This is a genomic window from Micromonospora sp. PLK6-60, assembly GCF_019890675.1.
Lineage (GTDB): Bacteria > Actinomycetota > Actinomycetes > Mycobacteriales > Micromonosporaceae > Micromonospora.
Map to the genome: position 1 here is coordinate 177,172 of NZ_JAIOAA010000004.1, position 22,296 is coordinate 199,467.

The window sequence follows — 22,296 nt, forward strand, 5'->3', positions numbered from 1 at the left end:
GGCGCCGGTGCGGCTCCGAATGGTGCGCCCGAGCCGATCCGGGGCCGATCGTGCCGGACCCGCCGATCCCACCTAACGGAAACGGGGATGCATCATAAACCCCATGAGAGCTCGGGTACTGGTGGTCGACGACGACCCCGCGCTCGCCGAGATGCTCGGCATCGTGCTGCGCAGCGAGGGCTTCCTGCCGTCGTTCGTCGCCGACGGTGAGCGCGCGCTGGCCGCGTTCCGGGACAGTCGACCCGACATCGTCCTGCTCGACCTGATGCTGCCGGGCATGAGCGGCATCGACGTGGCGCGGTCCATCCGCGCCGAGTCCGGCGTGCCGATCGTCATGCTGACCGCCAAGAGCGACACCGTCGACGTGGTGCTCGGGCTGGAGTCCGGCGCCGACGACTACGTGGTCAAGCCGTTCAAGCCCAAGGAACTGGTTGCCCGGATGCGGGCCCGGCTGCGGCGTGGCGAGGACGTGGCGCCGGAGATGCTGACCATCGGCCCGCCCGGCAACCAGATCACCATCGACGTCCCGGCGCACACGGTCAGCCGCGACGGCGAGGAGGTGAAGCTCACCCCGCTGGAGTTCGACCTGCTGGTCGCGCTCGCCCGCAAGCCGCGGCAGGTGTTCACCCGGGAGGTGCTGCTGGAGCAGGTCTGGGGCTACCGGCACGCCGCCGACACCCGGCTGGTCAACGTGCACGTGCAGCGGCTGCGCGCCAAGATCGAGCCGGATCCGGAGCGGCCGGAGATCATCCTGACGGTCCGGGGCGTGGGCTACAAGGCGGGCACGGGCTAGTCTGGTCACCCAGTGGCTACTCTCCGCGTACCCCCCGACCCCGCCGGCCGCCGCCCCGCCGCGGCGGAGCTGTGGCGCGCCCTGACCGGCTGGTCGTCGCGGCTGGTCTCGGGGCTGCACCAGACCTGGCGGCGGTCGCTCCAGGTGCGGGTGGTGACCATCACCCTGGTCGCCTCCAGCCTGCTGGTCGGCGGGTTCGCCTACCTGATCGCCGACAAGATCACCAACATCCTGGTGGAGAACGCCGAGACCGACGTGCTGCTGCGGTTGCAGAGCGGCAGCGACTACTCGGCGAAGCAGCTGAGCCTGTTCAGCCAGCCCCAGGAGGCCCAGCTCCAGGACACCATCGACGGCACCGTCAACTACCTGGCCGGCGGTGACCCGCAGCAGACCAGCGGGGTGGTGGTCGCGCTGACCGCCGACAACTACACCACGATCATCAAGCCGCGCAGCTCGCCGGACGTGGACTTCCAGCCGCTGATCAGCCGGGAGCTGCGGGCCGCGGTCGCCGGCGGCAACGTCGCGCACCAGATCCGCACCGGCCGGCTCACCGGTGAGGGCCGCACCAAATACCTCGTGTACGGCTCACCCGTGCCGACCCGGTTCGGTCAGGTCGAGCTCTACTACCTCGTGCCGTTGACCCGGCAGGAGGCCACCGCGGCCGACGCCCGGGCCACCGTGGTGGCCACCGGCGTGGCCCTGGTGCTGCTGCTCGGGCTGCTGGCAGCGCTGGTGACCCGGCTGGTGGTGACCCCGGTCCGGTTGGCCGCCCGCACCGCCCAGCGGCTCTCCGCCGGCCTCCTCGACCAGCGGATGGCCGTCAACGGCGAGGACGATCTGGCGCTGCTGGCCGCCTCGTTCAACCAGATGGCGACAAACCTCCAGCGGCAGATCCTGCGGCTGGAGGAGATGTCCCGGCTGCAACGACGCTTCACCTCCGACGTCTCGCACGAGCTGCGTACCCCGCTGACCACGGTCCGGATGGCCGCCGACCTGATCTTCGCCGAGCGGGACGAGTTCGATCCCGCCGTCGCCCGCAGCGCCGAGCTGCTCCAGGCCGAGCTGGACCGGTTCGAGGAACTGCTGACCGACCTGCTGGAGATCAGCCGGTTCGACGCCGGGTTCGCGATGCTCGACGCCGAGCCGACCGATCTGGTGCCGGTGGTGCACCGGGTCGCCGACCGGCTGGCCGGGCTGGCCGAGCGGGTCGGGGTGACCATCGAGCTGGACGTGCCCGCCACCCCGGTGATCGCCGAGGTGGATCCGCGCCGGGTGGAGCGGGTGCTGCGCAACCTGGTCGGCAACGCGGTGGAGCACGGCGAGTCCAAGCCGGTGGTGATCACCCTCGGCGCGGACGACACCGCCGTCGCGGTCACCGTCCGCGACCACGGGGTCGGGCTGAAGCCGGGCGAGGAGAAGCTGGTCTTCAACCGGTTCTGGCGGGCCGACCCGTCCCGCGCCCGGCAGACCGGCGGGACCGGCCTGGGGCTGTCGATCAGCCTGGAGGACGCCCGGCTGCACGGCGGCTGGCTGGAGGCCTGGGGCGCGCCGGGGCAGGGCGCCCAGTTCCGGCTCACCCTGCCGGCCCGGGCCGGTGACCGGCTGACCACCTCACCGCTGCGCCTGGTGCCGGCCGACGCGCCACTGCCGTTCGGTGGCCCGCGCGACGGCGGCCGGCTGGCCATCGGGCCGGGCAGCGGCGGGGCGCTGGCGATCGGCCCGGTGCCCGGCGCCGACACCGAGCGGGCGGAGGCCCGGTCGTGAGGCGCCGGCTGGTGGGGCTGCTCTGCGCCGCCCTGCTCGTCAGCGCGCCGGCCGGCTGCGGCATCCCGGATTCCACCGAGGTGCAGGTGGACGGGCGCGGGCTGCCGGCCGGCGAGTCCGGCTCGCCCAACGGGGTGCGCAACGAGCCACCGGGCCGGACGGCCAGCGGCGACGACCCGCGCCAGTTCGTGCTGAACTTCCTCGCCGCCCCGGCCGGTGAGCCGGACGGCGCCTATCCCCGGGCCAAGAAGTTCATCGCCCAGGAGAGTCAGGACCGGCTCCAGACCAAGCAGGGCAGCGAGGTCGCGCTCACCGTGGTCCGGCTGCGCGAGTCCCCGGTGATCACCACGAACAGCGACAGCACCTTCTCGGTGCGGCTCGCCGTGCAGCAGGTCGGTCTGCTGCGCGCCGACGGCACCCTCGCGCCCCCGGTGGCCACCGAGACCGAATACGGCTTCACCCTGCGCTACGCGGACTCGTCCGGGCTGGAGAACGTCGAGCCCACCCTGTACGTGACCAACCCGCCGAACGTGCTGCTGCTCAGCGACACCGCGCTGCGCGTCTACTACCAGCCTCGCGACATCTACTTCTGGAACAGCGACCAGACCCGGCTGGTGCCGGACCAGCGTTACCTGCCGCTCGCGGTGCCCAACGAGCGGCGGGTCAACGAGGTGGTCCGGTGGCTGATCGGCGGGCCGTCGGACTGGCTCTCCCCGGGGGTCACCCGGCTGCCGGACCGCACCGACCTGATCAACAATGCCACCGGGGCGGATGGCCGGTGGGAGGTCAACCTCGCCATGCCCGGCGAGGACGCGGGCAAGCTGAACCGGCTCGCCACCCAGCTCGCCTGGTCGTTGGACTGGCTGGACGGGCCGCTCGATCTGAAGATCCGCAACCAGAGTCGGCGCACCATCGACCTGGAGAAGGAACGCGACGCCAACCCGGTGTACCGGTTGACCCAGAGCGCGCAGCGGTTCTGCGTCTACGACGGGGCGATCCACCCGCTCGACTTCCCCGGCGAGGCCAGCGGCTCGGTGCCGGTGGTGGCGGAGGAGAACCACCACGTCGTCTCGGCCGCGCTCAACCGGGCCGACGACCAGATCCTGGCGGCGCTGGTGGTCACCGGGGCGGACAAGCGGCTGCGGCTGCGGGTGGGCACCGGGCGGGACCCGGTCAACGTGTTCAACACCGCGCCCGGCTCGTACGCCTCGATGGACCGGCCGGTGTGGCTGCGCGCGCTGGACAAGGGCCAACCGCACGGGCTGGTGGTGGCCGACGGCCGGCTCTACACCTTCGACCAGTCGCCCCGGCTGATCCCGGTGGCGCTGACCGTGTCCGGCCGGGTCGACGCGGTGGCCGCCGCGCTGGACGGGCAACGGATCGCGGTGATCGTCAACGGCCAGCTCTACGTCGCCGCGGTCAACCTCGACGGCGGCGTGGTGACCGCCGGGCCGGCCCGCCGGCTGCCCACCTCGCTGACCGACCTGTCGGCGGTCGACTGGGCTGACGAGAACAAGCTGGTCGCCGCCGGCTCGGTGGGGCGTCCCGCGGTCTACGAGGTCAGCGTCGACGGCGCGGCGCAGACCGTGCTCAAGGCGGACGTCGGCGCCCGGGTCACCCACCTGACCGCGTACCCCACCAACGAGGTGGTGGCGCAGCCGACCAACGCGGTGATGTACGAGGCGAACGGCGTCTCCTGGTCGGACCCGCAGTTCGACACGATCAAGCGGACCCAGGTGCAGGGAGTCGAGTCGGAGCCCCCGGCGGGGCAGCGGGAGTCCAACCCGACCGCCCCGTTCTTCCTCTACTGACGTGCCCGGCGTTGGTGGACTCTGGTCGGATCTGGCCGACTTGGTGCTGCCCGCCGACTGCGCGGGGTGCGGGGGGCGGCAACCGGGTGGCCGGCACGGGGTCTGCCCGAGCTGCGTGACCGAGCTGGAGTCGCACCGCCCCCACCCGGTACGCCCCACCCCCGCCCCGCCCGGCCTGCCGCCCTGCTTCGCCCTCGGCCCGTACGCGGGTGCGTTGCGCGGTGCGCTGCTGGCGTACAAGGAGCGGGGTCGGCACGGGCTGGCCCGGCCGCTGGGCGCGCTGCTGGCGGAGGTGGTGGCGGTGGCGGTGCCCGGCGGGCGGCCGGTGGTGCTGGTGCCGGTGCCGGACACCGCGGCGGCGGCCCGGGCCCGGTACGGCGACCACCTGGGCCGGCTGGCCCGGCACGCGGCGGCCCGGCTCGCCGGGGCGGGGTGGTCGGTGCGGGTGGAGCGGCCGGTGCGGGCGCTGCCCCGGCCGGACTCGGTGACGCTGGACAGCGCCGGCCGGGCGGAGGCGGCGGCGTCGGCGTTCCGGGCCCGCCCGGCGTGGCGGCCGGTTCCGGTTGGCCGGCGGGGTGCGGTGGAGCCGGTCGTGGTGTTGCTGGACGACATCATTACGACCGGTTCGACGATTGCCGCGGTCAACGGTGTGCTGGCCGCGACCGGGCGGTCACCGCTGGTCGCGGCGGTCCTGGCGGCGACCGTGAAACAGCACCATTCGTGACCGTGCGTGTTTCCGTTTCACCCGTTGGTGTATGAGCTGTGAAAATTCCTGGACCACAATGACAACGGGGGGTGACTGCTGGTCGAACAGAGGTTAGCGTTTTCCTGTCGGGGGTAGGAGGTCATTCCCACCCACCCCTGGCGGTGAGAGGAGGCGTAGCCGTACCGAACCGGTCGACGCCGAGCGTGGGGTCTCCCGAAGGCGTCGTGGCCGGGGAAAGTGGAACGCACGACCGTCCGAAATAAGGGAGGTCAGATGGACATCGTGGTCAAGGGCCGTAATGTCGAGGTGCCGGACCATTACCGGGTGCACGTGGCAGAGAAGCTCGCAAAGATCGAGCGCTACGATCACAAACTCATTCGCGTGGATGTGGAGCTGTTCCACGAGCGCAATCCGCGCCAGTCCGATCATTGCCAGCGGGTGGAGATCACCTGCGTTTCCCGGGGGCCGGTAATCCGGGCCGAGGCCTGCACGAGCGACTTCTACAGCGCGCTCGACGCCGCGATCGCCAAGCTCGACACCCGGTTGCGCCGGGCCGCCGACCGCCGTCGGGTGCACCGCGGCCGGCACGCCCCGCTGTCGGTCTCCGCCGCCACCGCCGGCCTGCCGGTGGCCGACCTCGACGGGCCCGGCCTGGCGACGCTCAACGGTCACTCGGCCACCGCGGTCGCCGAGCGGGACGCCGAGCCCGCCGACGAGTACGACGACCAGCCGTGGCACATCGCCCGGGCGAAGGTCCACCCGGCGGAGCCGATGACCGTGGACGACGCGCTGTTCCAGATGGAACTGGTCGGGCACGACTTCTACCTGTTCCACGACAAGGAGTCCGGCCGGCCCAGCGTGGTCTACCGTCGGCGCGCCTACGACTACGGCATCATCTCCCTCGACCTCTGACCGCGGTGTAAGGAGGGGCCCCTTCTTAACGCCTGCGGTAGAGCAGGGGCCCCTTCTTAACGCGGCCGAGGGTCGGTGGCGAGCAGGCCGTAGAGCACCGAGTCGACCCGGGTGCCGGCCGCGCCGGGCAGCCGGCCGCGCAGCAGCCCCTCGTGGCGGAAGCCGACCCGTTCGAGCACCCGCTGCGACGCGACATTCTCCGGCCGGGTGCCGGCCCAGATCCGGGCCAGGCCGATCTCGAACGCCCAGGCGGTGACCAGGTGCACCACCCGGGTGGCGAGGCCGCGCCCGCGCGCCTCGGGCAGCAAGCTGTAGCCGAGCATCGCCTGACCGGTGGCCGGCTCGTCGTGCACCAGGGCGCAGCCGCCGGCCACCGCACCGGTCGCCGCGTCCAGGATCGCGAGGTCCGCCGAGGTGCCGGCCAGCCAGTGGCTCTCCGCCAGCCGGCAGCGCCGGTCGATCGCCTCCCGGGTCGGCGGGACCGGGGGTATCCGGCTGGCCACCACCTCGGGCCGGGTGTGCAGCCGGTGCAGGGCGTCGGCGTCGTCCGGGGCGAGCCGGCGCAGCGTGACCACCCCGTCGGTGAGCCGGCCGTCGGGCAGGTCGGGCAGCAGGCGGTCGGTCGGTCCCGACGGGTCGTCGGCGAGGCGTACCCAGGCGATCATGTCCTCGCGGCCGCCGTCGCGGCCCCGGCTCGCCGCCCGGCGTACCCCCTCGTGGGTGAACCCGGCGGCCAGCGCGACCCGCTGGCTGGCCGCGTTATCCGGGTGGGTGAGCAGCTCCAGCCGGGCGGTCCCGGCGGCGAACGCCGCCCCGGCCAGCGCGCGGGTGGCGGCCGTGGCGACGCCCCGGCGCCGCGCCCACGGCGCCACCCAGTAGCCGATCTGCCGCTGCGCGCGGGCCGCGACCGGCTCGTCGAGCCCGATGCCGCCGAGCAGCCGGTCGGTGGCCGGGTCGACGATCGCGTACGCGGCGCCCCCGGTGGCCCAGGCCGCGGGCGCGCCCTCGGTGATCCACCACCGGGCGCTGGCCTCGGTGTACGGGTCCGGCATGCCGGAGATGAACCGCCGGGTGACCGGGTCGGCGCAGGCGGCGGCGGTGTCCGCCACGTCGTCGAGGCGGAACGGTCGCAGCCGCACGGCGCCGGCCTCGATCACCTCGGGGGTCACGCCAGGTCCTCGGCGAGCAGGCCGGCCCGCCAGATGTCCACCCGCTCGCCGCGGTGGGTCAGCGCGCCGCGCAGGGTGCCCTCGACGGTGAAACCGGCCTTCTCCGCGGCGCGTCGGGAGGCGGTATTGCCGACGTTGGCGCTCCACTCGATCCGGGCCAGGCCGAGGGTGGTGAAGCCCCAGGCGGCCACCGCGACCAGGGCGGCCGGCATCCAGCCGCGGCCCCGGGCGTACGGGGCGGTCATGAAGCCGACGTCGGCCAGCAGCGGGTCGGTGGGTTGCAGCCGCAGGTCGATGGTGCCGGCGAACCGGTCGTCCGGGCCGGCGATGACGAAGCAGCCGCTGGTGCCCCGGGCCCAGGTGCCCTGGACGAAGGCCAGATAGCCCTCGGCGTCGCCGCGCTGGTAGGGGTGCGGCACGGAGGTCCACCGTACGGTGTCGAGATCCTGGCAGGTGGTGACGATGTCGTCGAGGTCCCGTTCCTCCATCGGCCGCATTCGCAGTTCGGCGCCGCCGGCGGTGGTGGCGAGCAGGGTGGGCTGCGGCCGGCCGAACACGGCGGCCCGGCGGGCGTCGAGGGTGTCGGGCCCGGCCGGTCCGACGTCGCCGGGGGCGGGCACCTCCCCGGGGAGCAGCGAGCCGACCCAGCCGTCCGGCCGCCCGCCCTCGGCGGGGTGCGCCAGGCGCAGCTCCCCGCCGATCCGGAAGCCGGTGCGCAGCGCCACCAGTCGGGACGCGTGATTGCCCAGCTCGGCCTGCCAGATCACCCGGCGCAGCTTGAGCGCGTCGAACGCCCATCGGGTGACCGCCCGGCACGCCCGCACCGCCACCCCCTGCCCGCGCGCCCACGGCGCGGTCCAGTAGCCCAACTCGCCGGAGTCGAGGCCCCGGTCGATCGAGACCAGGCCGCAGGAGCCGAGCAGGTCGCCGGTCGCCGCGTCGCAGACCGCGAACGGCGCGCCGGTGCCCTGGGCCCAGGCCGCGGCGGAGATTGCACCGACGAAGTCGCTGGCGTGTTCCGGCAGGTACGGGCGCGGTACGGTGGTCCAGCGCTGGATGTCCGGGTCCTGGCAGGCGCGGTGCACGTCGGCCGCGTCGGTGGGCCGCCAGGGGCGCAGCAGCAGGCCGTCCTCGGTGATCTCCACGGGCTCCATCGGGGCATCGTGCCCGATCGTTCGCGCTGGGCGTAACCCGATATCGCCCGCCGGGCGCGTCGACTGCCCGTTGTGCCGGATTCGGTGCTTCCGAGCGCCGCCACCAGTGACCATCGCCCCGGCGGAACGCCTACGATGGTTCGAGACTGTCTAGGGGAGCGTTGATCCGTGTCGATTCTGGAAAAGGTCCTCCGCGCGGGCGAGGGCCGTATGGTGCGCCGGCTCAAGGCCATCGCCAACGCCGTCAACTCGATCGAGGACGACTACGTCAACCTCACCGACGAGGAACTGCGCGGCCTGACCGAGCAGTACCGGGAGCGGATCGCGGACGGTGAGTCCCTCGACGACCTGCTGCCGGAGGCCTTCGCCACGGTCCGCGAGGCGGCGGCGCGGGTGCTCGGCCAGCGCCCCTACGACGTGCAGGTGATGGGCGGCGCGGCGCTGCACTTCGGCAACATCGCCGAGATGAAGACCGGTGAGGGCAAGACCCTGACCTCGGTCATGGCGGTCTACCTCAACGCGCTCTCCGGCAAGGGCGTGCACGTGGTCACGGTCAACGACTACCTGGCCCAGCGGGACGCGGCCTGGATGGGTCAGGTGCACGAGTTCCTCGGCCTGACCGTCGGCGTGGTGCTGCCCAACCGGCCGGCCAGCGAGCACCGCGCCGCGTACGAGTGCGACATCACCTACGGCACGAACAACGAGTTCGGCTTCGACTACCTGCGCGACAACATGGCCTGGTCGCGGGACGAGCTGGTCCAGCGCGGCCACAACTTCGCGGTGGTCGACGAGGTCGACTCGATCCTGATCGACGAGGCCCGCACCCCGCTGATCATCTCCGGTCCGGCCGAGCACTCCGCCCGGTGGTACCAGGAGTTCGCCGGCGTGGTGGGCCGGATGCAGGCGGGCACCGACGGCGAGGGCGACTACGAGGTCGACTACGCCAAGCGCACCATCGCGGTCACCGAGCGCGGGGTGGCCAAGGTCGAGGACCGGCTCGGCATCGACAACCTGTACGAGTCGGTGAACACCCCGCTGGTCGGCTACCTGAACAACGCCATCAAGGCCAAGGAGCTGTACAAGCGCGACAAGGACTACATCGTCAGCGACGGCGAGGTCCTGATCGTCGACGAGTTCACCGGCCGCATCCTGCACGGCCGCCGGTACAACGAGGGCATGCACCAGGCGATCGAGGCCAAGGAGGGGGTGGAGATCAAGCAGGAGAACCAGACCCTGGCCACCATCACCCTCCAGAACTACTTCCGCCTCTACGAGAAGCTCTCCGGCATGACCGGTACGGCGCAGACCGAGGCGGGCGAGTTCAACAAGGTCTACAAGGTCGGCGTGGTGACCATCCCGACCCACCGGCCGATGGTCCGCGAGGACCGGGCGGACGTCATCTACAAGACCGAGAAGGCCAAGTTCAACGCGGTCATCGAGGACATCGCCGAGCGGCACGCGGCCGGCCAGCCGGTGCTGGTGGGCACGGTGTCGGTGGAGAATTCCGAGATCCTCTCCCAGCTGCTGCGTCGCCGCGGCATCCCGCACTCGGTGCTGAACGCGAAGTTCCACGCCAAGGAGGCGGAGATCGTCGCCCAGGCCGGCCGCAAGGGCGCGGTCACGGTCGCCACCAACATGGCCGGCCGGGGCACCGACATCCTGCTCGGCGGCAACCCCGAGTTCCTCGCCGCCAACGAGCTGCGCCAGCGTGGCCTCGACCCGGCCGAGAACGAGGACGAGTACGCCAAGGCGATGGAGGAGGTCCTGCCGACCTGGAAGCAGGCCTGTGAGGTCGAGGCGGAGGAGGTCGCCGCCGCCGGTGGCCTCTACGTGCTGGGCACCGAGCGGCACGAGTCCCGCCGGATCGACAACCAGCTGCGCGGTCGTGCCGGCCGGCAGGGCGACCCGGGCGAGTCCCGGTTCTACCTGTCGCTGCAGGACGAGCTGATGAAGCGGTTCCGAGCCGGCGCGGTCGAGGCGGTGATGGAGCGCTTCAACATCCCGGAGGACGTGCCCATCGAGTCGAAGATGGTCACCCGGCAGATCAAGAGCGCCCAGGCCCAGATCGAGGGCCAGAACGCCGAGATCCGCAAGAACGTGCTGAAGTACGACGAGGTGCTCAACAAGCAGCGTCAGGTCATCTACGCCGAGCGGCTCCGGGTGCTCAACGGCGAGGACCTCTCCGACCAGGTTCGCAACATGATCGACGACGTGGTCGGCGCGTACGTGGTGGGCGCCACCAGCGACGGCTACGCCGAGGACTGGGACCTCGACCAGCTCTGGGCCAGCCTCAAGCAGCTCTACCCGGTGGGTGTCACCGTCGACGAGTTGGAGGAGGAGGTCGGCTCCCGGGCCGGCATGGACCAGGACTTCCTGCTCGCCCGGCTCAAGGAGGACGCGCACGCCGCGTACGACCGGCGCGAGGAGACCCTCGGCGAGGAGGGGGTGCGCCAGCTCGAGCGGATGGTGCTGCTCCAGGTCATCGACCGCAAGTGGCGCGAGCACCTCTACGAGATGGACTACCTCCAGGAGGGCATCAGCCTGCGGGCGTACGCCCAGCGCGACCCGGTCATCGAGTACCAGCGCGAGGGCTTCGACATGTTCGCCACCATGATGGACGGCATCAAGGAGGAGACGGTCGGCTTCCTCTACAACCTGGAGGTGCAGGTCCAGGAGCCGGAGGCCGAGGAGGTGCAGCTGATGGAGAAGCCGGTGGAGATCCGGGCCAAGGGTCTCAACCGGGCGCCGCAGCAGCAGGGCCTGCAGTATTCCGCTCCCGCCGTCGACGGTGAGGCCGGGCGGGGCGCCCCGGTGATCGAGCGTTCCGAGGAGCAGGCGCCGGCGCTGGGCATCGGCGTGTCCGAGGAGCGGCCGGCCGCCCGGTCCAACGGGCCGCGTCGCGCGGCCGGCGGAACCGGTCAGGCGATGGCCGCGGCCGGCGCGTCCCGGCGGGCGAGCGCCCCGGGCCAGGCGGAGGCGAGCAACGGGCCGTCCCGCAACGCGCCCTGCCCGTGCGGCTCGGGTCGCAAGTACAAGCGCTGCCACGGTGCCGCCGGCGGCGGCAACTGATCCAGTTCGCCCGAACGGGCCCCGGCCGTCGGCCGGGGCCCGTCCGCGTTTCCGGGCCCCGGTCTCGGGCGTGGTCGGGCCGGGGCCCGTCCGTGTTTCCGGGCCCCGGTCTCGGGCGTGGTCGGGCCGGGGCCCGTCCGTGTTTCTGGGCCCCGGTCAGGCGTGGTCGGGCCGGGGCCGGCCGGGCGGGGCGGTCAGATGACCTGCAACGCGGTGCACAGCCAGCTGCCGCGCCGCTGCTCCAGCCGCAGGGCCATCGCCCAGCTGTGCCCGGCGGCGTTGCCCAGCACCGCGGCCACCTCGACGGCGGCCGGTCGGGGCTCGCAGACCCGCAGCCGGCGCAGGCGCACGGTGGGGCGGGTCGAGCGGCGGCGGACTGGCCCGGAGCGGGCGGCGGCCCGGGTGAGCTGCTCGACCACGTCGGCGGAACGGCCGGGTTCGCTCAGCGGGCGGATCTGGCCGATCGGCCGGTAGCCGTTGAGGATCTCCAGGCAGGTGGCGACGAACCGGTGGGCGGCCCGGGTGGCTTCCGGGGTGGCGCGGACGCCGGGCGGCGGGGTCGGGGAGGCGTCGGGCCGGCCCGGCCTGGCGGGCACCGGCCGGGCCCCGCGCTGCCGTCCGGCGGGCCGGGCCGGCGCCGGGCGGGCCCGGTCGAACAGGTCGAGGGTCAGTTGCAGGCCGGCCGGCGGGAGCCACGGGTCGACCTCCTCGTCGGTGAAGGGCGGGTCGATCGATGGGGCCGGGCGCAGCCGGACCGGCGGACGCGGCGACACGGGACGGCGGGAGTCGGCCATCGTCAGCCTCGATCCTTACGTTTGCTTACGTTTGCCTTCGACAGCCTCGATTCTCCGACATGAAAACGGCTCCGGTCAATGCCGGACCGCCACCGTGGGTTCACTCGCCGTCGCGGTCGCCCAACGGGTTGTCCCGGACCCACCCGGCGGTCTCCGCGTACTTCTGCTGGATGTACTCCTCCAGGCGCGCCCGCTCGACCCGCCACTGACCCCGGCCGCCGATCTTGATGGCGGGCAGCTCCCCGCTCCGCACCATGTGGTACACCTGCGAGTCCGACACGTTCAGCTCGGCGGCCACGTCGGAGAGCAGGAGGAACCTCGGTTCCACGGCAAACTCCCGGGGTTGACGTCGTTTGCCTCAGTTTGCCATCGATGGCCTCGATGGCCCAGCGCCTCGGGTGCCGCGTCCGCCGCGTCCCGGCAGAGGGACACGCCGGGGTGGAACTTCCGCCCGGGCCGGTGCGAGGTGTATGACGGTCACGGCGTACGGCATGATCTGCGCCCGGGACCGGCGGCCGCCGGTCCGGGTTCGAGCAGGGGAGACGACCGGTGACCGACGAGCTTGTCCGGGTGTACGTGCCGGCGACCGTCCCGATGCTCGGGCGGCTGCGCGAGGAGGGCCTGGTGGGGTCCGAGGCGCACGCCGTCACCCCCGGGCTGCGCGAGTGGTACGCCGAGGGCGACGAGGAGGAACTGGAGTACGTCGCCTTCACCCGGGCCGCCCAGGACGCGTTGCTGCTGCTGCGCGACGACCCGTCGGCGCCCCGCCGCCGGGTGGTGGTCTCGGCCGACCTGCCCGCCGCGTCGGTCGGCCGGGCCGACGGCGAGCTCGGCTCCAGCGCGGTCCTGCTGTCCGGGCCGGTGCCGGCGGGCGCGGTGGCCGCCCTGCACGTGGACGGCGCAGAGGCGGTCGAGGACGTGGCCGCCGCCGCGGCGGTGGTCCGGGAGGCGCTGGCCGGGGATCCGGACGCCCAGTTCACCGTCGACGGCGCCGAGGACCACGAGCTGGAGTGGTACGACGTCACCGAGCTGGAGCTGCTGCTGCGCGCGGCCTCCTGACGGCCGGTGCCGTGACCGCCGGTCAGCCCGCGGCCGGTTCCTCGTCCTCCTGCCGTGCCGGACCGAGCGTGCGGCCGAAGGCGATCAGCGCGGTCAGCGCGCCCACGAAGAGCACCCAGATGCCGTTGTCCATCCGGGACGCGCCCATCGAGGTCTGCGCCACGGCGTCCGCGTCGCTCAACGCGGCGGCCAGGTCCAGCAGCCGGCGACCGCCCACCCGGATGATCACCTCGGTGAGCAGCAGGAGCAGACCCGGCCCCGCCCCGGCGAGCAGGTACGCCGGCCAGCGCAGCCCGGGTGCGGCCGGGCCCCGGCGCGCCGCCCGGCGGCGCGCCCAGGTCAGGTAGCCGAAGGCGATCACGCCGGCCACCAGGCCGGCGAGCAGGGACTCGGTGCGCGACACCCACCGGGCGGCCGTCACCATGCCCGCCTGGGTGCCGTCGGCGCCGAACAGGTCGAACAGCGGGTCGCGAGCCCGGCTGAAGGCCACCACGAACACCAGCGCGCCGAGGGTGGCGGCGACGATCCCGCCGACCGGCGCGGCGGTACGGGCGCCCGCGAGGGCACCGCCGATGATCGCCGCGGCGGCGCTGGTGCCGGCGATGGTGTTGGTGGTCGCGTTGTCCGGGTAGGTCAGGTTGATCGCGACGGCGGTGACCAGGCCGACCAGCAGGCCGGTGCCGATCGCCACCACGAAGCGCAGGGTGGCCCGGTCGCCGTGGCGGGCGACCAGCTCGGTGGTGGCCAGCGCGACGGCCGCCCCGGCCACCAGCGCGGCGGAGATCACCCCGGGCAGCGCGAACGCCGAGAGGCTGAGCGCGGTGACGCCGGCCGCCGCCGACTCGATCGCCTGCCGGGTCGACCAGAGCATCGCCGCCAGCCAGCCCACGGCCAGCAGGGCCAGCACCGGCGTGCCGGGGGCCCGGAGGCTGTCGCCGGGTGCCGGCCCGGGCTCGGCGTCCTCGGCCGGCTCGGCATCGTCGGCCGGCTCGGCATCGTCGGAGGCCGCGTCGGCCACCTCGGGCCCGACCTCGGCGTCGATCCGCCCAGCCTCGGCTTCGGTCCGCCCGTTCCCGGCTTCGGTCCGCCCGTTCCCGGCTTCGGTCCGCTCGGTCCCGGCCTCGGTCCGCTCGGTCCCGGCTCCGATTCGCCCGGTCCCGGCCTCGGGCTGCCGGGGCACGTCCTCGGTTCGCCCGGTCGTTGCGTCGGCGGCCGGTCCGGTCACAGTGTCGGCGGCCGGTCCGGTCCCGGTGTCGGGGGTCGGCAGGCTGCCGGCGGCGCCCGGGTCGACGTCGACGGGCGGGTCCGGTTGCGCGGCCGTCGAGCTGCCGGGCTGGTTGCTCATCGTCTCCCCTTCGACACCGGACCCGCGGGAGGCGGGCACATCACCGGCAAACCAGCGTACGCGCCCGGTGGGTCGGCCCCGCCGCCGTCCGCACGTCCTGCGTTTGTTCGGTTGACGGGCTTGCCCGGAAAAGGATCGTTGCCGCTGGACTGTCCGGGCCTCACGATCGACGGAGCGGCCGGGTGGCGGGCGCGCGACCGGGGGTCCGGTCGGCGTGGGACAATCGGCCGAGGTCCCGCCGCCGCGACCGGTCCGCCGCGCGGCGCCCGGCAGCCGGCCGTCCGGTCGCTGCCCGCGGGTCCGATTTCGCCACCGCCGTCGAGATCGCACAGGAGCCTGTGATGGACGCCGTGTTCTCCGTACCCGAGCCGCGCAACGAGCCGGTGCACACCTACGAGCCCGGCAGCGCCGACCGGGAGCGGCTCCAGCGGCGGCTGGCCGAGCTGGCCGCCGAGCGGATCGACCTGCCGATGACCATCGCCGGCGAGCAGCGGATGGCCGGCGGCGCGTCGATCGACGTGGTGCAGCCGCACAAGCACGCGCACGTGCTCGGCGTCACCGGGCACGCCACCCACGACGACGCGCGGGCCGCCGTCAAGGCCGCCAAGGACGCCGCGCCCATGTGGCGGGCGCTGCCGTTCGAGGAGCGTGCCGCGATCTTCCTGCGCGCCGCCGACCTGCTCGCCGGCCCGTGGCGGGACACCCTGAACGCGGCCACCATGCTCGGCCAGTCGAAGACCGCCGTGCAGGCCGAGATCGACGCCGCCTGCGAGTTCATCGACTTCCTCCGGTTCAACGTGTACTTCGCCCGCAAGCTCCTCGCCGAGCAGCCGCTCTCCTCGCCGGGCGTGTGGAACCGCTTCGACCACCGCCCGCTGGAGGGCTTCGTCTACGCGGTAACCCCGTTCAACTTCACCGCGATCGCCGGCAACCTGCCCTCGGCGCCGGCCCTGCTGGGCAACACAGTGGTCTGGAAGCCGGGCCCGACGCAGCAGTTCGCCGCGCACTTCACCATGCGGCTGTTCGAGGCGGCCGGCCTGCCGCCCGGCGTGATCAACATGGTCACCGGGCGCGGCGAGGAGGTCTCCGACGTGGTGCTCGCCGACCCGGACCTGGCCGGCATCCACTTCACCGGCTCGACCAAGGTCTTCCAGCAGCTGTGGCGGACCGTCGGGGAGAACATCGCCCGCTACCGGGGCTACCCGCGGCTGGTCGGCGAGACCGGCGGCAAGGACTTCGTGGTCGCGCACTCCAGCGCCGACGTGGACGCGCTGCACACCGCGCTGATCCGGGGCGCCTACGAGTACCAGGGGCAGAAGTGCTCGGCCGCGTCCCGGGCGTACGTCCCGCGGTCGATCTGGGAGGGCGGGCTGCGCGACCGGCTGGCCGCCACCGCGGACTCGCTCACCTACGGCGACGTGACCGACTTCAGCAACTTCGGCGGCGCGGTCATCGACGACAAGGCGTTCGGCCGGCACACCGCCGCGCTGGAGCTGATCAACGGCGACGACACCTGCACGGTCCTGGCCGGCGGCACCGCCGACGACTCGGTCGGATACTTCGTCCGGCCGACGCTCTTCGAGTGCACGGACGCCGCGCACGAGACGTTCACCACCGAGTACTTCGGCCCGATCCTGGGCGTGCACGTCTACGACGACGCGCGCTTCGACGACGTGGTCCGCCAGGCCGAGTCGATCGCCCCGTACGCGCTGACCGGGTCGATCTTCGCGACCGACCGCCGGGTGGTCGACCAGGTGGCGGAGCAGATGCGGTACGCGGCCGGCAACTTCTACATCAACGACAAGCCGACCGGCGCGGTGGTCGGCCAGCAGCCCTTCGGGGGCGCCCGGGCCAGCGGCACCAACGACAAGGCCGGCTCCTGGCACAACCTGGTCCGCTGGACGTCGCCACGGACGATCAAGGAGACCTTCGTCCCGCCGACCGACCACACCTACCCGCACATGGGCTGAGGTGTAAGGAGGGGCCCCTTGTTAACAGACGTCTGTTAACAAGGGGCCCCTCCTTGCACTCGTGCGGGGACAGTCGTCGCCCGACAGTGCACATTGGAAGCGCCAATGGGTGGCGAAAACGGCAAATCCTGGACGCCGGGTCGGCAAAGTGGCAGCTTAGAGGGCATGGCGGAATCCGGAGTCAACCCGACGGCGGCGGCCCTGCTCGGCCTGCTGCACGACGGACCGATGACAGGCGGCCAGCTGATGGCCGCCGCTGAGCGCCGGCTGGCGCCGTACTGGTCGATGACGCGCAGTCAGGTCTACCGGGAGCTTCCCGTGCTGGCCGAGCGGGGGTTCGTGCGACTGGGCAAGCCCGGTCCCCGGATGAGCCAGCCCTATGCGATCACGGCGGCCGGAAAGCGGACCTTCTCCCGCTGGCTGGCCGAGAACCCGGGGCGGGACACCATCCGCAACCCGGTGGCCCTGCGCATCGCCTTCGGCGGCCTGCACTCGGCCAGCCAGCTCAAGAACCTGTACGCGATGGCGAACGAATACCACACCGAGGCCCTGACGGCCGTCCGCGAGCAGGTGAAGAACGCCAAGAAGGAAGGCGACGCGTACGACGCCAGCGCGCTGGAGTTCGCGGTCGCCTATCACAAGGCGGCGCTGTCCTGGCTCAAGAGTGCGCCCGTCGGCTGACCGTCCGCGGCGGGTCCGGGCGGCTGAGGTGAGCAGGCCGTCGGCGGCACAGTACGCTTGTCTGTCGTGACAGCTGCCGATTACGCCGAACAGCTCAAGGAACTCGACGCCACCCTGCGCAACATCGAGTCGGTGCTCGACCTCGACAAGCTGCGCGAGGAGAAGGCCCGGCTGGAGGAGCAGGCGTCCGCGCCGGATCTCTGGGACGACCAGGCCCGGGCGCAGCAGGTGACCTCGCAGCTGTCGTACGTCAACGGCGAGATCGACAAGCTGGGCAGCCTGCGCTCCCGGCTCGACGACGCGCGGGTCCTGCTGGAACTCGCCGAGGCCGAGTCCGACCCGGGGGTGCTGACCGAGGTCGAGACGGAGATCACCGGGCTGGGCAAGGCCATCGAGGAGATGGAGGTCCGCACCCTGCTCTCCGGCGAGTACGACTCCCGGGAGGCGCTGGTCGCCATCCGGGCCGGCGCCGGCGGCGTGGACGCGGCGGACTTCGCCGAGATGCTGCTGCGGATGTACCTGCGCTGGGCGGAACGGCACGGCTACCCGACCGAGGTCTACGAGACCTCGTACGCCGAGGAGGCGGGCCTGAAGTCGGCCACCTTCACGGTGAAGGTGCCCTACGCGTACGGCACGCTCAGCGTCGAGTCCGGCACCCACCGGCTGGTGCGGATCAGCCCGTTCGACAACCAGGGCCGCCGGCAGACCAGCTTCGCCGGGGTCGAGGTGCTGCCGGTGGTGGAGCAGACCGACCACATCGACATCCCCGAGAACGAGATGCGGGTCGACGTCTACCGCTCGTCGGGCCCGGGTGGGCAGAGCGTCAACACCACCGACTCCGCGGTGCGGATCACCCACATCCCGACCGGCATCGTGGTGACCTGCCAGAACGAGAAGTCCCAGCTACAGAACAAGGCCTCCGCGCTGCGGGTGCTGCAGGCCCGGCTGCTGGAGCGCAAGCGCCAGGAGGAGCAGGCCAAGATGGCGGGCCTGAAGACCGACGCCGCCGGCTCGTGGGGCGACCAGATGCGGTCGTACGTCCTGCACCCGTATCAGATGGTGAAGGATCTCCGAACCGAGCAGGAGACCGGCAATCCGGCCTCCGTCTTCGACGGGGAGTTGGACGACTTCATCGAGGCCGGGATCCGGTGGCGTAAGCAGCAACAGCTGGCCGGCGACGCTGCGTGATCACGCGCGGGCGGAGCGCGTCATCGATCTTTCGCTGACCGGGTGAATCGATGACGCGCCTCGCACAACGGGGGCGGGGCGCTTGGCTCCGTCGTTACACGGCGTAGACTCACCACCCGTGATTCAGCTTGAGCAAGTGACGAAGACGTACCCGAAGGCGTCCCGGCCTTCGCTCGACAACGTGTCCGTCGCGATCGAGAAGGGTGAGTTCGTCTTCTTCATCGGGCCATCCGGTTCCGGCAAGTCGACGATCATCAAGATGCTGCTGCACGAGGTCGCCCCCAACAAGGGCCGGGTCGTCGTGAACGGCAAGGACGTCACCTCGATGCGCTCCTGGAAGCGACCCGCCTTCCGGCGCTCGATCGGCTGCGTCTTCCAGGACTTCCGGCTGCTGCCGAACCGCACCGCGTACGAGAACGTGGCCTTCGCCCTGGAGGTGATCGGCAAGACCAAGGCGGTGGCCCGCCGGGTCGTGCCGGAGGTTCTCGAGCTGGTGGGTCTGGGCGGCAAGGAGCACCGCTACCCGCACGAGCTCTCCGGTGGTGAGCAGCAGCGGGTCGCCGTGGCGCGGGCGTTCGTGAACCGCCCGCTGATCCTGCTGGCCGACGAGCCGACCGGAAACCTGGACCCGGACACCTCGATCGAGATCATGCGCCTGCTGGACCGGATCAACCGCACCGGCACGACCGTCGTGATGGTCACGCACGACTCCAACATCGTGAACCAGATGCGCCGCCGCGTCGTGGAGATCGAAAGCGGCCGCATCGTGCGCGACCAGGCCCGCGGCGTCTACGGCTGAGCCGAACGCTCCGCCGAGCCGAAGATCCCTGACGACGAACACCTCACGCCGGAGAGCCGGAGGAATTTCCCGATGCGGATGAAGTATGTCCTGACCGAGGTCATGGTCGGGCTGTGGCGCAACGTCACGATGACCATCGCGATGATCATCACGATGACGGTGTCGCTGTTCCTGCTGGGCTTCAGCGGTCTGCTGTACCAGAAGGTCGGCGACATGAAGGACCTCTACTACGAGAACGTCGAGGTCTCGATCTTCCTGAAGACCGAGGTCAGCGCCGAGGATCGCACCGCGCTGGAGGCGAAGCTCAAGAGCGACCCGCTGGTCAAGGAGAGCACGTACGTCGACAAGGACGAGGCGTACAAGCGCTTCCAGGAGATGTACCAGGACGCTCCGGACCTGGTGAACGCCGTCAAGCCGGACCAGCTGCCGGAGTCCTTCCGGCTGAAGCTGGTCAACCCCGAGCAGTACAAGAACATCTACGACCAGTACAAGGACACCGGTGGTGTCGACGAGATCGTCGACCAGAGCAAGCTGCTGGACAAGGTGTTCAACGTGCTCACCGGGATCCAGAACTTCACCCTGTTCATCTCGGTGGTGATGGCCGCCGCCGCGCTGTTGCTGGTCGCCAACACCATCCAGGTGGCCGCGTACAGCAAGCGGCGTGAGGTTGCGGTCATGAAACTGGTCGGCGCGTCGAACTGGTTCATCCAGGCACCGTTCGTGCTGGAGGCGGTGGTCGCCGGCCTGATCGGCGCGGTCTTCGCCCTGGTGGGGCTGGTGGTCGGGAAGACCCTGCTGGGCGGCGGCTCGATGGCCTCGCTCGAGGGCCTGATCACCCCGGTCTCCTGGTCCGAGATCTTCCTGATCTTCCCGCTGATCGCCGGCGTCGCCAGCCTGGTGACGGCGATCACCGCCTGGGTCACGCTCCGCTTCTACCTGCGGGTCTAGTTGCGGCGACGGCTCTCCGGGGGCCCCTTCGCGCCAGGAATAAAGGGCGCGGAGGGGCCCTTGTCCCTCGGGTAGCATGATCTCCGCTCCGCGGCCGGTGGCCGGGACCGAACGGGAGGGAGGTGGCGCCGATGCCACGGGAAAAGGGCCGCAAGGTGGTCGCCTCCAACAAGAAGGCCCGCCACGACTACGCCATCCTGGACACGTACGAGGCGGGCATGGCGCTGACCGGCACCGAGGTCAAGTCGCTGCGGGCCGGCCGGGCCTCACTGGTCGACGCGTTCGCCCAGGAGCGCGACGGCGAGCTCTACCTGCACGGCATGCACATCCCGGAGTACACCCAGGGCACCTGGACCAACCACGAGCCCCGGCGCACCCGCAAACTGCTGCTCAAGCGCCTGGAGATCGACCGGCTGATCGGCAAGACCCGCGAGGGCGGCCTGACCATGGTCCCGCTCCAGGTCTACTTCTCCGACGGCTGGGCCAAGGTCGAGATCGCCCTGGCCAAGGGCAAGAAGTCGTACGACAAGCGGCAGGACCTCGCCAAGCGGGACGCGGATCGGGAGATCCAGCGGGCGGCCGGCCGGCGCGGTAAGGGGATGGACGACTGATTCATCCCGTTTCGTCCGGTCGGCACGGTCCGGGCGGGGCTCGGGATGAATCCGGTTGCGGCAGGCGTTAGGCTTGTCGGTGCCCGCCAGTTCGGCGGCCTGTCGAGGGGGTGACTGGTTTCGACTTCGTACGCAGCGACAGGGGAAGCGAGCCGAGGAAGCCGACGTCGTCTCGAAAATCGGTCGTCGGAAACCAATAAGCGCCAAGAACAATCGCGCTGACTTCGCTCTCGCCGCCTGAGGCGAGTAGCAAGTCTGTCGGCCTGGGAGCGCCTTCGACCCAGTTAGCCGGCATCAGCTAGGAGGCTGGCCAATCGGACCCGGTCGCGGGGTCCGTGCGGCGAGATCAATCAGCGACTGGGCCCGTCACACCAACTTGCTCGCGTGAGCGGTGGGGCCGAGTAGAGGCACAGCGAGCTGCGCTCGGAGAAGCCCTGACAAACCGGCGAAGGACCCGGGTTCGATTCCCGGCACCTCCACCACCTGGCCTGTGCGCCCCGGTCCATCGGACCGGGGCGCACAGCCGTCTCCACGGCCGGTCACACCGACCGGGCCGGCTCCGCCACTCCAGGCCGATCCGGCCGCTCACCCGGGCCAAACCTGCGGCATCCCGGCCCATCCCCGGCCCGCGAAGGCACGACATGCGGCACCCCGCCCCATCCCCGGCCCGCGAAGGCACGACACGCGGCATCCCGGCCCATCCCCGGCCCGCGAAGGCACGACATGCGGCACCTCCGCCCACGCCCGGTGATCCGGGCCCTGCCGGTGACGCCCGCCAGGTCACGCGGAACGCCCGCCGGGCGGCGGCTGGACCGCGCGGCCTACCCTGCGGATCGTGACGAACCAGAGGTTGCGCCTGTCGATCGGCGCCGCACCCGGGCAACGCGCCTTCACCGCCCTGGTGGGCATCCTGTTCACCGCCTTCGGTGCCGCCTTCGTGCTGCTGCCGCTCACCGCGGACGCCCTGCTGCGTCGGATCACCGGCTTCGGCGACCCGCTGCCCTCGTACGAGGACGCCCGGGACCTGCCGCCCGGGATGCTCCCGCCGGACCTGGCCGGGACGCCGGCCGACGACGGGCTGGGCGGGATGCGGCTGATCGGGCTCTGCGGGCTGCCGTTCGTCCTGCTCGGGATCTGGTTCGTGCTGCGGGTGCTGCGCACCGCGGCGTGGCTGGACGGAACCCGGGCCGAGGTGCGCGGTGCCTTCCTCACCCGGACGGTGGACCTGGCCACCGCCGAGATCGGCGCCGGGGCCGCGGCGTACCGGACCGGCGACGAGTCGATGCTCCGGGTGCCCACCGTGGTCGCCCGCGACCCGGGCAGCGGCCGGCAGGTCACCATCCCGCTGCGCGGCATGGGTCTGGCCACCCTCCCGCCGCACGAGCTGCGCGCCCTCGCCGACGCGATGACCACCGGCCGCCCCACGGGTGGCCGTGACGCGGACGTGCACGCCCTCGCCGGGCAGCTGCGCGAGCTGGCCACCCGACCGCTGGGCTGACCCGGGCCGCCGCCGCGCGGCCGGG

The 22,296-nt window shown here is 72.1% G+C and carries 19 protein-coding genes and 1 other RNA gene; 15 read left to right on the forward strand and 5 right to left on the reverse strand.

Annotated elements, in window-relative coordinates:
- The first annotated feature begins 103 nt into the window (after positions 1–103).
- From mtrA to hpf, 5 genes are all read left to right on the forward strand, one after another.
- Complete coding sequence (gene mtrA / locus K7640_RS10230; RefSeq protein ID WP_222954517.1) at positions 104–793, forward strand: MtrAB system response regulator MtrA; 690 nt, start codon at positions 104–106, stop codon at positions 791–793.
- An 81-nt stretch (positions 794–874) separates the two neighbouring features.
- Positions 875–2,557 (forward strand): MtrAB system histidine kinase MtrB, encoded by a 1,683-nt coding sequence (gene mtrB, locus K7640_RS10235; RefSeq protein WP_222954754.1) that lies wholly within the window; start codon positions 875–877, stop codon positions 2,555–2,557.
- Complete coding sequence (locus K7640_RS10240) at positions 2,554–4,368, forward strand: LpqB family beta-propeller domain-containing protein (RefSeq protein WP_222954518.1); 1,815 nt, start codon at positions 2,554–2,556, stop codon at positions 4,366–4,368. Before mtrB ends, K7640_RS10240 begins: the two co-directional genes overlap by 4 nt.
- 1 nt (position 4,369) lies before the next feature.
- A complete protein-coding gene (locus tag K7640_RS10245; protein WP_222954519.1) occupies positions 4,370–5,092 on the forward strand; it encodes a ComF family protein in 723 nt (240 codons plus the stop codon).
- Between the two features lie 255 nt (positions 5,093–5,347).
- Positions 5,348–5,986 (forward strand): ribosome hibernation-promoting factor, HPF/YfiA family, encoded by a 639-nt coding sequence (gene hpf / locus K7640_RS10250; protein WP_222954520.1) that lies wholly within the window; start codon positions 5,348–5,350, stop codon positions 5,984–5,986.
- Between the two features lie 56 nt (positions 5,987–6,042).
- Here the strand turns inward: hpf and K7640_RS10255 are convergent, their stop codons facing one another.
- Both K7640_RS10255 and K7640_RS10260 read right to left on the reverse strand, forming a co-directional pair.
- Positions 6,043–7,155 carry a GNAT family N-acetyltransferase gene (locus K7640_RS10255; protein ID WP_222954521.1) on the reverse strand — a complete coding sequence of 371 codons (1,113 nt, stop codon included), beginning with the start codon at positions 7,153–7,155 and terminating at the stop codon, positions 6,043–6,045.
- The gene (locus tag K7640_RS10260) at positions 7,152–8,309 is read right to left on the reverse strand and encodes a GNAT family N-acetyltransferase (RefSeq protein WP_222954522.1); all 1,158 of its coding nucleotides are present in this window, start codon (positions 8,307–8,309) and stop codon (positions 7,152–7,154) included. Before K7640_RS10260 ends, K7640_RS10255 begins: the two co-directional genes overlap by 4 nt.
- 168 nt (positions 8,310–8,477) lie before the next feature.
- On the opposite strand from K7640_RS10260, the gene secA reads away from it, so the two are divergent.
- Positions 8,478–11,378: a preprotein translocase subunit SecA gene (gene secA, locus K7640_RS10265; protein ID WP_222954523.1), complete on the forward strand. Its 2,901-nt coding sequence runs from the start codon at positions 8,478–8,480 to the stop codon at positions 11,376–11,378.
- Between the two features lie 194 nt (positions 11,379–11,572).
- Here secA and K7640_RS10270 read toward each other — a convergent pair whose 3' ends face one another.
- Together K7640_RS10270 and K7640_RS10275 are read right to left on the reverse strand one after the other, a co-directional pair.
- Positions 11,573–12,172 carry an Rv3235 family protein gene (locus tag K7640_RS10270; RefSeq protein ID WP_222954524.1) on the reverse strand — a complete coding sequence of 200 codons (600 nt, stop codon included), beginning with the start codon at positions 12,170–12,172 and terminating at the stop codon, positions 11,573–11,575.
- A 100-nt stretch (positions 12,173–12,272) separates the two neighbouring features.
- Positions 12,273–12,500 (reverse strand): AlpA family transcriptional regulator, encoded by a 228-nt coding sequence (locus K7640_RS10275; protein WP_222954525.1) that lies wholly within the window; start codon positions 12,498–12,500, stop codon positions 12,273–12,275.
- A 221-nt stretch (positions 12,501–12,721) separates the two neighbouring features.
- Between K7640_RS10275 and K7640_RS10280 the strand changes: the two genes are divergently transcribed.
- A complete protein-coding gene (locus tag K7640_RS10280) occupies positions 12,722–13,231 on the forward strand; it encodes a hypothetical protein (protein ID WP_222954526.1) in 510 nt (169 codons plus the stop codon).
- Positions 13,232–13,253: 22 nt separating this feature from the next.
- On the opposite strand, the gene K7640_RS10285 is transcribed toward K7640_RS10280, so the two are convergent.
- Complete coding sequence (locus tag K7640_RS10285; RefSeq protein ID WP_222954755.1) at positions 13,254–14,273, reverse strand: hypothetical protein; 1,020 nt, start codon at positions 14,271–14,273, stop codon at positions 13,254–13,256.
- A 644-nt stretch (positions 14,274–14,917) separates the two neighbouring features.
- On the opposite strand from K7640_RS10285, the gene pruA reads away from it, so the two are divergent.
- The 8 genes from pruA (at position 14,918) to K7640_RS10325 (ending at position 22,271) form a co-directional block, all read left to right on the forward strand.
- On the forward strand, positions 14,918–16,546 hold the full coding sequence (pruA, locus tag K7640_RS10290; RefSeq protein WP_222954527.1) for an L-glutamate gamma-semialdehyde dehydrogenase: 1,629 nt from the start codon (positions 14,918–14,920) through the stop codon (positions 16,544–16,546).
- Between the two features lie 165 nt (positions 16,547–16,711).
- A complete protein-coding gene (locus tag K7640_RS10295; RefSeq protein WP_222954528.1) occupies positions 16,712–17,227 on the forward strand; it encodes a PadR family transcriptional regulator in 516 nt (171 codons plus the stop codon).
- Between the two features lie 66 nt (positions 17,228–17,293).
- The gene (gene prfB, locus K7640_RS10300) at positions 17,294–18,415 is read left to right on the forward strand and encodes a peptide chain release factor 2 (protein ID WP_222954529.1); all 1,122 of its coding nucleotides are present in this window, start codon (positions 17,294–17,296) and stop codon (positions 18,413–18,415) included.
- A 118-nt stretch (positions 18,416–18,533) separates the two neighbouring features.
- On the forward strand, positions 18,534–19,214 hold the full coding sequence (gene ftsE, locus K7640_RS10305; RefSeq protein ID WP_222954530.1) for a cell division ATP-binding protein FtsE: 681 nt from the start codon (positions 18,534–18,536) through the stop codon (positions 19,212–19,214).
- Between the two features lie 72 nt (positions 19,215–19,286).
- Complete coding sequence (ftsX, locus tag K7640_RS10310; protein WP_222954531.1) at positions 19,287–20,162, forward strand: permease-like cell division protein FtsX; 876 nt, start codon at positions 19,287–19,289, stop codon at positions 20,160–20,162.
- 131 nt (positions 20,163–20,293) lie between these two features.
- Entirely contained in the window at positions 20,294–20,773 is a 480-nt protein-coding gene (gene smpB, locus K7640_RS10315) for an SsrA-binding protein SmpB (RefSeq protein ID WP_222954532.1), read from the forward strand.
- A 106-nt stretch (positions 20,774–20,879) separates the two neighbouring features.
- Positions 20,880–21,255, forward strand: a transfer-messenger RNA (tmRNA) gene (gene ssrA / locus K7640_RS10320).
- A gap of 353 nt (positions 21,256–21,608) precedes the next feature.
- The gene (locus K7640_RS10325) at positions 21,609–22,271 is read left to right on the forward strand and encodes a hypothetical protein (protein ID WP_222954533.1); all 663 of its coding nucleotides are present in this window, start codon (positions 21,609–21,611) and stop codon (positions 22,269–22,271) included.
- Positions 22,272–22,296 lie beyond the last annotated feature (25 nt).

What these genes read in the sequence shown, in the direction of transcription:
- smpB (WP_222954532.1), top strand. Translation starts at nt 20,294, where the DNA reads ATGCCACGGGAAAAGGGCCGCAAGGTGGTCGCCTCCAACAAGAAGGCC.
- mtrA (WP_222954517.1), top strand. Translation starts at nt 104, where the DNA reads ATGAGAGCTCGGGTACTGGTGGTCGACGACGACCCCGCGCTCGCCGAG.
- ftsX (WP_222954531.1), top strand. Translation starts at nt 19,287, where the DNA reads ATGCGGATGAAGTATGTCCTGACCGAGGTCATGGTCGGGCTGTGGCGC.
- K7640_RS10260 (WP_222954522.1), bottom strand. Translation starts at nt 8,309, where the DNA reads ATGGAGCCCGTGGAGATCACCGAGGACGGCCTGCTGCTGCGCCCCTGG.
- pruA (WP_222954527.1), top strand. Translation starts at nt 14,918, where the DNA reads ATGGACGCCGTGTTCTCCGTACCCGAGCCGCGCAACGAGCCGGTGCAC.
- K7640_RS10270 (WP_222954524.1), bottom strand. Translation starts at nt 12,172, where the DNA reads ATGGCCGACTCCCGCCGTCCCGTGTCGCCGCGTCCGCCGGTCCGGCTG.
- K7640_RS10295 (WP_222954528.1), top strand. Translation starts at nt 16,712, where the DNA reads ATGGCGGAATCCGGAGTCAACCCGACGGCGGCGGCCCTGCTCGGCCTG.
- hpf (WP_222954520.1), top strand. Translation starts at nt 5,348, where the DNA reads ATGGACATCGTGGTCAAGGGCCGTAATGTCGAGGTGCCGGACCATTAC.